This is a genomic window from Phenylobacterium sp. (assembly GCF_041919955.1).
Classification (GTDB): Bacteria; Pseudomonadota; Alphaproteobacteria; order Caulobacterales; family Caulobacteraceae; genus Phenylobacterium.
In genome coordinates this window covers 50,340-62,757 of record NZ_JAYRSU010000012.1, presented here as the reverse complement: position 1 = coordinate 62,757, position 12,418 = coordinate 50,340, and the positions used below count along the sequence as shown (strand labels likewise).

The 12,418-nt window shown below is 69.3% G+C and carries 14 protein-coding genes; 5 read left to right on the top strand and 9 right to left on the bottom strand.

Translation table 11 applies throughout. The features are described 5' to 3' along the window. Positions 1-56 precede the first annotated feature (56 nt). The 4 genes from pth to ACE3T2_RS11770 form a co-directional block, all read right to left on the bottom strand. Entirely contained in the window at positions 57-668 is a 612-nt protein-coding gene (pth, locus tag ACE3T2_RS11785) for an aminoacyl-tRNA hydrolase (RefSeq protein ID WP_374657514.1), read from the bottom strand. 27 nt (positions 669-695) lie between these two features. Then, positions 696-1,301 (bottom strand): 50S ribosomal protein L25/general stress protein Ctc, encoded by a 606-nt coding sequence (locus tag ACE3T2_RS11780; protein WP_374657512.1) that lies wholly within the window; start codon positions 1,299-1,301, stop codon positions 696-698. A gap of 126 nt (positions 1,302-1,427) precedes the next feature. Continuing rightward, positions 1,428-2,471, bottom strand: a complete 1,044-nt coding sequence (locus ACE3T2_RS11775; protein ID WP_374657510.1) for a hypothetical protein — start codon at positions 2,469-2,471, stop codon at positions 1,428-1,430. Positions 2,472-2,629: 158 nt separating this feature from the next. After that, positions 2,630-3,565 (bottom strand): ribose-phosphate pyrophosphokinase, encoded by a 936-nt coding sequence (locus ACE3T2_RS11770; protein ID WP_374657508.1) that lies wholly within the window; start codon positions 3,563-3,565, stop codon positions 2,630-2,632. A gap of 137 nt (positions 3,566-3,702) precedes the next feature. Between ACE3T2_RS11770 and ACE3T2_RS11765 the strand changes: the two genes are divergently transcribed. Then, on the top strand, positions 3,703-4,779 hold the full coding sequence (locus tag ACE3T2_RS11765) for a calcium:proton antiporter (protein WP_374657506.1): 1,077 nt from the start codon (positions 3,703-3,705) through the stop codon (positions 4,777-4,779). 97 nt (positions 4,780-4,876) lie between these two features. After that, positions 4,877-5,947: a mechanosensitive ion channel family protein gene (locus ACE3T2_RS11760; RefSeq protein ID WP_374657504.1), complete on the top strand. Its 1,071-nt coding sequence runs from the start codon at positions 4,877-4,879 to the stop codon at positions 5,945-5,947. On the opposite strand, the gene pgeF is transcribed toward ACE3T2_RS11760, so the two are convergent. Genes pgeF through lgt form a run of 3 tightly spaced genes read right to left on the bottom strand, consistent with a single transcriptional unit; the run spans position 5,944 to position 8,617 of the window. Beyond that, positions 5,944-6,717: a peptidoglycan editing factor PgeF gene (pgeF, locus tag ACE3T2_RS11755; protein ID WP_374657502.1), complete on the bottom strand. Its 774-nt coding sequence runs from the start codon at positions 6,715-6,717 to the stop codon at positions 5,944-5,946. The two genes, ACE3T2_RS11760 and pgeF, sit on opposite strands and share 4 nt — an antisense overlap. After that, positions 6,714-7,769, bottom strand: a complete 1,056-nt coding sequence (locus tag ACE3T2_RS11750) for a class I SAM-dependent methyltransferase (RefSeq protein WP_374657500.1) — start codon at positions 7,767-7,769, stop codon at positions 6,714-6,716. The genes pgeF and ACE3T2_RS11750 overlap by 4 nt, the downstream gene beginning before the upstream one ends. Beyond that, positions 7,766-8,617 carry a prolipoprotein diacylglyceryl transferase gene (gene lgt / locus ACE3T2_RS11745; protein WP_374657498.1) on the bottom strand — a complete coding sequence of 284 codons (852 nt, stop codon included), beginning with the start codon at positions 8,615-8,617 and terminating at the stop codon, positions 7,766-7,768. The genes ACE3T2_RS11750 and lgt overlap by 4 nt, the downstream gene beginning before the upstream one ends. Before the next feature lie 83 nt (positions 8,618-8,700). Here lgt and ACE3T2_RS11740 point away from each other — a divergent pair, with 83 nt between their 5' ends. The 3 genes from ACE3T2_RS11740 (at position 8,701) to proC (ending at position 10,480) form a co-directional block, all read left to right on the top strand. After that, positions 8,701-8,946, top strand: coding sequence for an accessory factor UbiK family protein (locus ACE3T2_RS11740; protein WP_374657496.1), 246 nt, complete (start codon positions 8,701-8,703; stop codon positions 8,944-8,946). 142 nt (positions 8,947-9,088) lie between these two features. Next, positions 9,089-9,592, top strand: a complete 504-nt coding sequence (locus ACE3T2_RS11735) for a YbjN domain-containing protein (protein WP_374657494.1) — start codon at positions 9,089-9,091, stop codon at positions 9,590-9,592. Between the two features lie 93 nt (positions 9,593-9,685). Continuing rightward, positions 9,686-10,480, top strand: coding sequence for a pyrroline-5-carboxylate reductase (gene proC, locus ACE3T2_RS11730; RefSeq protein ID WP_374657492.1), 795 nt, complete (start codon positions 9,686-9,688; stop codon positions 10,478-10,480). A gap of 46 nt (positions 10,481-10,526) precedes the next feature. On the opposite strand, the gene ACE3T2_RS11725 is transcribed toward proC, so the two are convergent. After that, on the bottom strand, positions 10,527-10,949 hold the full coding sequence (locus ACE3T2_RS11725; RefSeq protein WP_374657490.1) for a DUF2147 domain-containing protein: 423 nt from the start codon (positions 10,947-10,949) through the stop codon (positions 10,527-10,529). A gap of 58 nt (positions 10,950-11,007) precedes the next feature. Further along, the gene (locus ACE3T2_RS11720) at positions 11,008-12,360 is read right to left on the bottom strand and encodes an ATP-binding protein (protein WP_374657488.1); all 1,353 of its coding nucleotides are present in this window, start codon (positions 12,358-12,360) and stop codon (positions 11,008-11,010) included. Positions 12,361-12,418 lie beyond the last annotated feature (58 nt).

Genomic DNA, 12,418 nt, shown 5'->3' with positions numbered 1-12,418 from the left:
TCTCGCCGCTTTGCGGCGATCCAATCTCCCCATGACGGGGAGCGAGAGGGGCGCGACTATCCCCGCCCGCGCGGCACGTCGCTCTTGTCGGCGGGGGCCAGGCGCATGACTTCGGTCTGGTACTTCTCGTCCTCGCCTTCGGCCAGCAGGGGGGCGGCGTCGGCGACCGCGCGCAGCAGCGCCTCGACCCAGGCCTGGTCGACCTTGTGGAAGTCGGAGAGCACATGGCCCTGGACGCGATCCTTGTGGCCCGGATGGCCGACGCCGAGCCGGGCTCGGCGGAAATCGGGGCCGATATGGGCGGTGACCGAGCGCACGCCGTTGTTGCCGGCCGCGCCGCCGCCCAGCTTCATGCGGAAGCGGCCGGGCGCCATGTCGATCTCGTCATAGAACAGGACGAGGTCGGCGGGCTTGAGCTTGTAGAATTTCAGCGCCTCGGACACGGAGCGGCCGCTCTCGTTGTAATAGGTCTGAGGCTTTAGGATCAGGGTGCGGACCGGGCCGCTGGGCGTCTCGATCTCCCCCTCGCGGACGAGGGAGGAGAAGCGAGAGCGTTCGGGACCGAAGCGCCAGCGGCGCGCGATCTCGTCGACGGCCATGAAGCCGATATTGTGCCGGTTGCCCGCATAGCGGGCTCCCGGATTGCCCTGGCCGGCCAGGACGAGCATGCGCCCTCCGAACCGGCCTGGAGCGGCTTAGGCTTCGCCTTCGGCGGCTTCGCCGGCGGCTTCCGAAGCCCCGGCGGCCGAGCCGGCGACGGTGGCCACGACGAAGTCGCGGTCAACGGCCGGGGTGACGCCCTTGGGCAGGTCGAAGGCGCCGATGCGGATGGTGTCGCCGATTTCCAGACCGGTCAGGTCGAAGACCAGCTCTTCCGGGATGGCGTCGGCATGGCACGACAGTTCGACTTCGTGACGCACGACGTTCAGGGTGCCGCCCTTCTTCAGGCCCGGCGCGGCGTCGTGATTCTTGAAGTGCACCGGCACGGCGATCTTGATCGTCTGGTGCTCGTCGACGCGGTACAGGTCGAAGTGCATCGGCTCGTCGGTGACGGGATGCATGTCGACGGCCTTGGCGATGACCGGCTGGGTTTCCTTGCCGTACTTCAGGGTCACCAGGTGGCCCAGCAGCTTGCCGGTGTAGAGCGCCTTGCGGAACTCGTTGCTCTTCACCGCGATGGCGACCGGATCCTTGTCGCCGCCGTACAGCACGCCGGGAACCAGGCCCGCGCGGCGGGTTTCGCGCGCGCCGCCCGTGCCGGTGCGCTCGCGGACTTCAACGTTCAGGATGATATCGGCCATGGCCTCGCCTCAAAACGAAGCCGCCGCGCGAAGACCCGCGCGGCGACGGAACGACCCGTTAGGGCCGAAAGGTGCGCGTAGATACACAAAACCCCCGGCCGTGGCAACGGGCCAGGGGAAGGATTCCTAACCCTTTTTCGCAGCCTTCTTCGCCGGCTTCTTGGGCGGGGTCGGCTTGTAGCTGGCGTTCTCGCGGACGGTGGGGACGAAACGCGGCTCGTAGGGCTCGGGTTGGCCCGAGGCTTTGATGACGCAGCGGGCGGTGTCCATCATCGCGTGCTGGCCCAGGCAGAAGACGTCCTCGTAGTGCGGCTTGGCGACGGCCAGGCACTGATAGAGGTTCAGCTTGGCCATGTTGGCGCAGGACGTGACGTTCGGCTCGACCATGATGGCGTTGAGCGTTTCGAGATTCGCGTCGGTCGCATGGCCGAGCACGCCGAGGGCGGCGATCGCCAGGCTGCGAATCACCAGCGGGGTGAAGGGCGGGGCCGCGGTGGTCCCGACGACGCCCAGCGACTGGCCGCCGCTGACCGCCTGCTGCAGGCGCGCGGTCTGGGCGACGTCGCCGACCACCGGCGTGGTCCCCAGCGCCTTGGTCTGCATCAGCCGCACGTCGCGAGCGGGCACGTCGGCCTTGGACCACGGCTGCTTCTGTACGTCGTAGGCGGCTTGCTTCACCGTCTTGCCGGCCTGATAGAACTTGTTCCCGTCGTCGCCGAGCGCGGCCATGACCATGCCCGCAGCGCTGTGGGAGCCGGAAAGGCCGACCACATAGGCCGGGTCCTTCATGATCTCGTAGGCGATCTGCTGACGCTGCTGGGCGTTGCCGGCGTACTGCTTGACGCCGGCGACGAAGGCCGGGTCCTGGAGCGCGACGATCGCGCCGTAGGCCATGGCGCCCTGCAGGAACTGCTTGGGCTCGTAGGAGGCGCCGACCTTCAGGCCCTCGGCCACGGTGGCGCCGTCGACGAAGGCCGGCGAGATCGCCGCGGCCTTGTCCATGTAATAGCGGTAGGCGGCGGCCTGCTCGACCAGCTTGGGGGAGAGCGAGACGGCCGGCGGGGGCGGCGGCGCGACCGCGACCGGCGGCGGTGGTTCGGCGCAAGAGGCCAGAATTGCGGAAAATGCGATGGCCGCGGCCGAGAGGGCCGCGCGAGGCGCCTTGGTCATCCTGTGCCTTCCCCAGGTATTCAGGCGCCGGAACATAGCACCTTGGAGCGGGCGAGAATGTGTCCGCGACGTGGTTAACGAGGCTTAACCAAGCTGGGCCTTAGGCGTGGAGCGCCGATCATATCGCCGTGAGGGGGCGCGAAGGCTCGCCCTCGGCGTCAGTCGAACAGCTTGGAGACCGATTCTTCGTTGGCGATGCGGCGGATGGCTTCACCCAGCAGCTTGTCGCAGGAGACGTAGCGGATCTTGCCGCCGTCGCGGGCGCGGTCCGGGGCGGGGATGGAGTCGGTCATGACCAGTTCCTTGAGCACCGAGCCGTTGACCCGCTCGACCGCCGCGCCCGAGAGCACGCCGTGGGTGACATAGGCCGAGACCTCCTCGGCGCCCGAATCGATCAGGGCCTGGGCGGCGTTGCAGAGGGTGCCGCCGCCGTCGATCATGTCGTCGAACAGGATGCATCGGCGGCCGGAGACGTCGCCGATCACGTTGGCGACCTCGCTCTTGCCCGGACCCGAGCGGCGCTTGTCGACGATGGCCAGCTCAGCGTTGAGGCGCGAGGCCACCGCCAGGGCGCGGACCACGCCGCCGACGTCCGGCGAGACGATCATGATCTCGGAGGGCTTCTGGTAGTTCTCCTTGATGTCGGTCGCCAGCAGCGGCGCCGACAGCAGGTTGTCGGTCGGAATGTCGAAGAAGCCCTGGATCTGGCCCGAGTGCAGATCCATGGTCAGGACGCGGTCGGCGCCGGCGCGCTCGATCAGGTTGGCGACCAGCTTGGCCGAGATCGGGGTGCGGCCGCCGGTCTTACGGTCCTGACGGGCGTAGCCGAAGTAAGGCATCACCGCGGTGATGCGCTTGGCCGAGGCGCGCTTCAGAGCGTCGATGCAGACCAGCAACTCCATCAGGTTGTCGTTGGCGGGGTAGTTCGTCGACTGAAGGATGAAGACGTCCTCGCCGCGGACGTTCTCGTCGATGGTGACCCAGACCTCGTTGTCGGCGAAGCGCTTCACCTGGGCGCGGGTCAGGGGGAGATCCAGGTGCGAGGCCACGGCCTCCGCCAGCGCACGGTTGGAGTTGCCAGCCAGCAGCTTCATCGGTCCCCCAGGGGCAGGTGTCGGTATTTGCGCGGCTTTTATCAGGCGCGAGCGTGAGGGCAAGGCCAAGAACATCGTGAACGAACACAGGTGCGCGGCGGGTCGCCGCATGGCGAGGCTTGGTTTACGGTTCAGCCATGCAAAAGATCGGACTGCCTGCCTGGACCTGGCTCTCACCCATCATCGGCTCGCTGCTGCTCCTCGGGGCGAAGCTCGGCGGGCCTTACGACATCGCCCTGGCCGCCGGCCTGATCGCGTGCGTGCTGGCCGCGGTGCACCACGCCGAGGTCGTCGCCCACAAGATCGGCGAGCCCTACGGGACGCTGGTCCTGGCGGTGGCGGTGACGGTGATCGAGGTGTCGCTGATCGTCTCGCTGATGCTGTCCAGCGGCCCGTCGGGGGCCGGACTGGCGCGCGACACGGTGTTCGCCGCGATCATGATCATCCTGAACGGCCTGGTCGGGCTCTGCCTGCTGCTGGGCGGGGCGCGCCATCTGGAGCAGCGCTACGGCCAGGCGGGGGTGAGCGCGGCGCTCGCGACCCTGGCGGCCCTGGCCATCCTGACACTCGTGCTGCCGAACTATACGACGAGCGTCCCGGGCCCGACCTATTCGAGCAGCCAATTGGCCTTCGTCGGGCTGGTGTCGCTGGTGCTGTACGGAACCTTCGTGCTGGTTCAGACCGTACGCCACCGCGACTATTTCCTGCCCAGCGGCTCGGCCGCGCACGACGAGGACGCCCACGCCGCGCCGCCGAGCGCGCTGGCGGCCTGGGTGAGCCTGGGCCTGCTGGTCGTCGCCCTGGTGGCGGTGGTGCTGCTGGCCAAGTCACTGGCCTATACGATCGAGTCGGCGGTGGCGAACGCCGGGGCGCCGAAGGCGGTGGTCGGGGTGATCATCGCGGCCCTGGTGCTGGCGCCCGAAAGCCTGGCGGCGGTGCGCGCGGCGCGGGCCGACCGGCTGCAGACCAGCCTCAACCTGGCGCTGGGCTCGGCGCTGGCCTCCATCGGCCTGACCATTCCGGTGGTGGCGGTGGTGTCGCTGACGATGGGCTGGCCGCTGGCGCTGGGCATCGACGCCAAGGCGATGGTGCTGCTGGTGCTGACCCTGCTGGTCACCACGCTGTCGCTGGGCACCGGGCGGACCACGGTGCTGCAGGGCGTTGTCCATCTTGTGATCTTCGCGGTCTACCTGTTCACGACGATCGTGCCGTAGGCTGAGCTCGCGCGCGGCGATCCATCCTGCGCCTCACGCGTTGGGATGGCGTCGCCCCTCCGCCCGCCTGGCGGGCGCAATCGCGAGACGATCGGACATGATGGAATGGATGGAAGGCCTGGCGCCCGCATGGACGCCGGGCTGGGTGCTCAGCATCATCGTGCTGGCGGCCGGCGCGCTGGCCGCCCTGGCGATCCATCAGGCGGTGGTGGCCGGGGTGCGCAAGGCCATGGCGCGGCGCGACGAGTTCTGGCGCGAGCTGGTGCGTCGCACGCGGCGACCGACCCGCTTGGCCGCCCTCATCGTGGGCCTTGGAGTCGCTGCGCCGCTGGCCCGTCTTGGGGCGGCGCCGCTGGACGCGCTCAGCCGGGCGCTGCTGATCGGCTTCATAGTGCTGTGCGGCTGGACCGCGCTGACCGCGCTGGACATCGCCGAGCTGATCTACACGCGGCGTTTCCGCATCGACGTCGAAGACAACCTGCTGGCGCGCAAGCACCTCACCCAGACTAATATCCTGCGCCGGACGATAGCGGCGTTGATCGTCGTGCTGACGGTGGCCTTCGCCCTGATGACCTTCAGCGGGGTGCGGCAGTACGGGGTCAGCCTGCTGGCCTCGGCGGGCGCGGCGGGCATCATCGCGGGCCTGGCGCTGCAGCCGTTCCTGACCAACCTGATCGCCGGCATCCAGATCGCCACCACACAGCCGATCCGCATCGACGACGCGGTGATCGTCGAAGGCGAGTGGGGGCGGATCGAGGAGATCAGCTCGACCTATGTCGTGGTGAAGCTGTGGGACTGGCGGCGGATGGTGCTGCCGCTGACCTACTTCATCCAGAAGCCGTTCCAGAACTGGACGCGGGAGAGCGCCTCGCTGATCGGGACGGCCATGCTCTACGTGGACTATTCGACACCGATCGAACCGCTGCGGCGCAAGCTTTCGGAGATCGCGGCCGGATCGAAGCTGTGGGACGGCGATGTGGTGAACCTCGCCGTGACCGACCTCACCGAACGGACGATGCAGGTGCGCTGCCTGGTCAGCGCGCGCAACGCCGGCGAGGCGTTCGACCTGCGCTGTGAAGTGCGCGAGAAGATGCTGGCCTATCTGCAGGCGGAGATGCCCCGCGCCCTGCCGCGCGATCGCTTCGACCTGTCGGGCGCGCGGACCTAGACCAGGGCGATGGCCGACAGCAGGCGGCCGAAGTCGCCTTCGCCGCGCTTGAAGGCGCGGCGGTTGGAGAAGAACAGGTCCTCCTCGGCGCAGGTGTCGCGGCCGATCCACGCGCAGGCGCCGACGCCGGCGCGGCGCAGGCGGTGCAGGACGAAGGCGGGCAGGTCGAACATCGCCTTCTCCGCGCCGTCGACCGGAGTGAAGAATTCGACATTCTCGGCCTCGTCGGCGACGAAGCGCTCGAGGAACTCCAGGCCCACCTCGTAGGAGGCCGGGCCGATGCAGGGGCCGACCACGGCGACGACGTCGGGCAGGTTCGCGCCTTGCTCGGCCATCCGCGCCAGGGTCGCCTCGGCGACGCCGCCGAGCGCACCCTTCCAGCCAGCATGGGCGGCGGCGACCACGCGGGCCTTGGGATCGGCGAAGAGGATCGGGGCGCAGTCGGCGGCCAGGGCGCCGCAGGCGAGTCCGCTCACGCGGGCGACGACGCCGTCGGCCTTGGGCCGCTCGCCGTTCCAGGGGGCGTCGGCGACCAGGGCGTCCGCCGAATGGATCTGGTAGCAGGTGTTCAGCGCGCCTTCGGCGAGGTCGAAGTGGGCGGCGGCGCGGCGGCGGTTCTCGACCACGTCGCCCGGCTCGTCCAGCGAGCCGCGCCCGACGTTGAGGCTGTCATAGACGCCGCGGGACACGCCGCCCCGGCGGGTGAAGAAGGCGTGGCGAACGCCGGGCAGGTCCAGCAGCGGCGAGGTCAGGACGGGCAGGTCGGTCACGGATAGGCCTCGAAGGCGGGCGGGACGAAGCCCGGCGAATGGATGCAGGCGGCCTTGAACAGTTCGCCCATCTGGTCGGGGGCGACCAGGCGTTCGAGTTGGCGCTCGATCGTGTCGGAGAGGTCCGGCCGGGCGGCGGCCAGGGCCTCGGCGCGGGCGCCGATCCCCAGGCGCACGAGGAACTCGCCCTGAGTCAGGATCTGCGGCGTCTGGGCGCCCTGGGCGGCGGCGGCGGCCATCACCGCGGGGAAGTCGGCGTGAACGGTTAGATCGGCCTCGCCGGGGTTCTCCAGCGGGCCTTCCTTGCGGTGGCGGCGCAGAGCCTGGAGCGTATCGCCAAAGCCGGGGACCGCGCGGCCGTAGTCGATCAGCAGAGCCGCGCCGCCGTCGCGGATCAGGCGCGCGGCGATCTCGTCGCCGAGCGCGGCCTGGGCGGGAGCGGTCTCGAGGATCGCGCCGACCGGGGCGACCTGATCGAGCCTCGGCGCACCGGTAAGCCCGAAGGCGAGGGCGTCCGCCTCGTCGAGGCCGACCACGCGCTCGGCCCAACCCCGCTCGGTGCGGACGAACTGGCGCACGGGCAGGCAGTCGAGCAGTTCGTTGGCGACCAGGATCGTCGGCGCCTGCCCGGGCACGTCGGCCAGGGCGTCAGCCCAGGAGAGACGGTCGCCCAGGGCCTGGCGCTGGCGGTCGCGCAGCGGGCGGGAGGTCTCGACGAGCCAGACGTCGGCCGCTTCGGTGAAGGCGGCCGAGAGCCTTGCCGCACGCAGCAGGTCGCTCATCAGCGTGCCGTCGCCAGGCCCCATCTCGATCAGGCGGAACGGGGTAGGGCGGCCCATGCGATTCCAGGTCTCGACGGCCCAGAGGCCGATCAACTCGCCGAACATCTGACTGACCAGCGGGGCGGTGATGAAGTCGCCGCCTTCGCCCAGGGCCGGCCGGGTCGCGTAATAGCCGTAGTCCGGATCGTGCAAACAGGCGGTCATGTACTGGGCGAGGCTCATCGGCCCGCTGGCCCGGATCTGGGCCGCCAGGCGCTCGCGCAGGGTCATGGGCTCTCGGTCTTGGCTTGAACCGGCGGCTCGGCGGCTTCAGGCGCGAGCGGCTCGCGCAGGCCGCGCCAGATCAGGTAGAGGCCGCCGATCACCATCGGCGCCGACAGCATCATTCCCATGGTGAGGCCGAACGGGAAATGCTGGAGGTAGCGGTCGGGCTCGCGGAAATTCTCGACGATGGTGCGGAACACGGCATAGCCGAGGAAGAACATGCCGGCGACGACGCCGCGGCGCTTCAGCAAGCCGGCGCCGTGGGTCGCCCAGCGCAGGATCAAGAAGAGCAGGACGCCTTCCAAGGCCGCTTCATAAAGCTGGCTGGGATGGCGCGGCTCGGGGCCGGCCTGCGGGAAGATGATGGCCCAGGGCGCATCGGTCGGACGGCCCCAGAGCTCGCCGTTGATGAAATTGGCTACGCGGCCGAAGAACAGGCCGATTGGGGCGCAGGCCGTGATCGCATCGCCCACGCGGAAGACGTCGAGTTTGTTCTTCCAGCAGAAGCCGAAGACCGCGATCAGCACGCCCAGGGTCCCGCCATGGAAGCTCATGCCGCCATGCCAGACCTTCACGATCTCGGCCGGGTCTTCGACGATGATCGAGGGCGTATAGAAAAAGACGTGGCCGAGACGGCCGCCGAGGATGACGCCAAGGGTGATCCAGAGGATCAGGTCGTCGATCTGGGCGGTGGTGGCCGGAGCCCCGCGCGGGCCCCAGAGCGCCTGATTCTTCACCAGTCCCGCGACATAGCGCCACCCCAGCAGGATGCCCGCGACATAGGCCAGGGCGTACCAGCGGATTGCGAGAGGCCCGATCTGGACGAGGACTGGATCGAAATCGGGGAATTGCAAAGCCGGGGTCTCCGAATGTTTCGCCCCCAGGGTTTAGACGAGAAGCCCTTCGCTTTCATCCCCCGCCGGGCCATATAGGGGCTATGCAGACCCAGAACCCTTTCCTGGACGAGTTCGCCAAGATCACCAGCGCCGCGATGGGCCTGGCCCAGACCGCGAGCGAAGAGGCCAAGGCCGCCTTCCGCGCCCAGGCCGACCGCTTCGTGGCCGACTTCGATCTCGTCCGCCGCGACGAGATCGACGTCCTGAAGGCCGAGATCGCCGCTTTGCGCGCCGAGATCGAGGCGTTGAAAGCGCCCGCGGCCAAGAAGACGGCCAAGAAAGACTGAGCGTTGCAACACGCGAATGTGGCTCGCCCGCGGCAAGAAAGCCGATGACGGGAAGCCCGCAAAGCAGCTTACTTTCAATGTCGCAGGCGATTCGATGGCCGGCTCGGCCCGCGACGCCTTTTGCGAAAGGACCGCCGGTCTAATGGACACTCCGCTTCCTGACGAAGACGTCCTGGTCGCGCTCGATCCGCTGGATGTCGTCGAGCACGTCCTCACCGCCGAGAATCTTCAGTTCGACCGCACGGAAGACGGGGATCTCGCCTTCGCTCTCACCGGCGACTGGAAGGACTACGAACTGTGGTTCGCCTGGCGCCCCGAAGCCGACTGCCTGCAACTGTGCCTGTCGTTCGACCTGCAGGCCAAGGCCGAGCAGCGCGCCGCCGCCCACGAACTGATCTCGATCCTGAACCAGCGTGTCTGGCTGGGGCATTTCGAGGTCTGGGAAGACGGCGAGATCATCTTCCGCCACGCCATGGCGCTGATGACCGGCGAACGTCCCAGCTTGGCCCAAGCCGCGGCGATGATCGACGTGGCGATGGAAGCGGCCGACCGCTTCTATCCGGCGTTCGACTTCCTGGTGCGCGGCTCGAAGTCGGCCACCGACGCTGTCGCCGCCTGCATGTTCGAGACCGTCGGCGAGGCCTGATCCCCTTCGGGCGTTGAAACGGGCGCCGATCTGAAACAAAGAGCGTGATGGCCGCCGAACGCGCTTCGGCTATCACGCTCTGGGGACTTTGGAATGACGCCGATCCTGATGCTGGGCGCCGGCCGCATGGGCGGGGCGCTGATCGAGGGCTGGCGGGCGGCCGGGGCGTTCCAGGCCGCCGAGTTGATCATCCGCGAACCCTTCGAAAGCCCGGCGCTCGACGCCTTGCGCGCCGCCGGCGCAGCGGTGAATCCGCAGGACGCGGCCCTTGCCGCCGCCCGGACGGTGCTGCTGGCGGTGAAGCCGCAGATGTGGCGCGAGGCGGCCGCCCAGGTCGCCGCGCACCTGGCCCCCGACGCGGTGATCGTCTCCATCGCCGCCGGCGTGCGCGCGGCCGACATCTCGCAGGCTTTCGGCGGACGGGCCGTGGCGCGGATCATGCCGACCACGGCGGTGGCCGTGCGCCAGGGCACGGCCAGCGTCTATGCGCCCGACCCTGTGGCCGCCGAGCGCGCGCGGGCGCTGTTCGCGCCGGTGGGAGCGGTGGTCGAGGTGGCCGACGAGGACCTGATGCACGCGGCGACCGGAGTGTCCGGATCGGCGCCGGCCTATCTCTACGCTTTCGTCGAGGCGCTGGAGGCGGCGGGGGCGGCGGCCGGCCTGCCGGCGGAAGACGCCGCGCGGCTGGCGCGATCGACCATTGTCGGGGCCGCGGCGCTGCTGGCCCAGAGCGGCGAGGAGCCGGCCGAACTGCGCCGCCAGGTCACCTCGCCGGGCGGCACGACCCAGGCGGCGCTGGAGGTGCTGATGGGCGAGGGCGGGTTCCCCGAGTTGCTGCGCGATGCGGTGGCCGCCGCAGCGCGGCGGTCGAGGGAACTGGGGGGGTAGGGCTCTCCAGATCCTCCCGCTTCGGGGGAGCATCTTTTGACGCCGTCTAGCTGGTCTTCTTCCAGGTCTGGGCCTGGCAGACCACCGCCACGCAGCCCTCGACCTTGAGCGTGCCGTCGGGATTGGCGGTGATCTTCGAGCCGTAGGTCTTGCCCGAGTTCGGATCGTAGATCTTGCCGCCGGTCCACTTGCCGGGGCCTGACGACTTGAAGTCGCGGATCATCAGCAGGCCCAGGACCGGGCGGCCGCGCAGCGATTCGTCGGGATTGTTGGCGTCCTTCGCCGCGGCGTTCTTCAGCCAGGCGATCTGGCCGCACATCCTGGCCTTGTCGGCGGCGCAGGGGGCGACACGGACCTTGGCGGTCCCAGCCTGGACCATCCAGAGGCCCTCGACAGGGTCGGCGGCGAGAGCTGGCGTGGACAGCAGGGCGAGCGCGGCGGCGGCCGCGGCGGCGCGTGTGATCGGCATGAATGGTCCTCCCGGAGCGCGAGCAAGACGCGTGAATACCGAGACTGGATGAACCGCGCTATCCAGGCAATCTCACGACCGCACGCAGGCCGCCCAGCGGCGAGCGGTCGAGGACGATGTCGCCGCCGTGGCTGCGGGCCACGTCGCGGGCGATGGCCAGGCCCAGGCCGACGCCCTTTTCGTTTTGGTTGCGGGCCTCGTCCAGACGGTTGAAGGCCTTGAAGGCGTCCTCGTAGCGGTCCTGAGGAATGCCGGGGCCGTCGTCGTCGACCACGATCTCAACGCCGCCGCCAGGGCGCGGCGTAGCCGCGACATTGACCTGCTCGCCATAGGCGGCGGCGTTCATCACCAGGTTGGAGAGGGCGCGCTTCAGCGCGTTGGGCCGCACCGCGGCCATCAGGTCGGGCGCGACATGGACCGCCACGGTCGCGCCGGCGCGGACGGCGCCTTCGCTGACCTCCTCGATGAGGTCCTTGAGGTGCACGGTCTCGACGGCCTCGCCGCCCTCGCCGCGGGCGAAGGCGAGGTATTCGTCGATCATGTGCTCCATTTCCGACAGGTCGCGCTTCATGTCGGCCGTGCGCGGCCCAGGGTCGGCGAGGGCCAGTTCCAGCTTTAGGCGGGTGAGGGGCGTGCGCAGGTCGTGGCTGACGCTGGCCAGCAGGGCGGTGCGCTGGTCGATGTGGCGCTGGATGCGCGACTTCATGGCCAGGAAGGCGTGTGCCGCCTGACGCACCTCGCGCGCGCCGCTGGGCTTGAAGGCCGGCATGTCGACGCCCTTGCCGAAGGCGTCGGCGGCGGCGGCCAGGCGCTCGATGGTGCGGGTCTGGTTGCGGATGAAGAGGATGGCGATCGCGGTCAGCAGGATTGTGGCCATGGCCATCCACAGCACGAAGATGTGGCCCTGGGTCGCGAAGGCGCGGTCGCGCGGGGCGAGGATGCGGATCACCCCCTGATCGACCTTCACGCGGATGTCGACATAGGCGGGGTAGCGGGTTGTGTCGAACCAATAGGGGACGTCCAGCCGCTGGGACAGCGCCCGGTCGATGGAGCGATCGACCACGGCGAAGGCGTTGGTCCGCCGCCGCTCGGGCAGGCTGCGGCCTGGCTGCAGGGCGATGGAGAGATTGAGCGACTTCTCGGCCCGCTCTGCGATCCGGACCATGGTCGCCTCGCGCGGGTCGTCCTGATAGCTCTCGACCGCCCATGCGACCTCGCCGGCCAGACCGTCGGAGAGGCGGCTGGTCACGGTCTGCCAGTGGGCGTCGAAGAAGATCCAGGTGACCGCGATCTGCATCAGCGCCACCGGCAGGACGATGATCAGCAGCGAGCGGCCGAACAGCGAGGTCGGCAGGCTGCGCTTGATCAGCCTCTGCGCCAGGCGCGGTTCGAGGCGGCGGGGGAGTTTCATGACGTAGATCCTCCCCCGCTGGGGGAGGTGGATCGATGACAAGTGGGGGGAGGGGAGG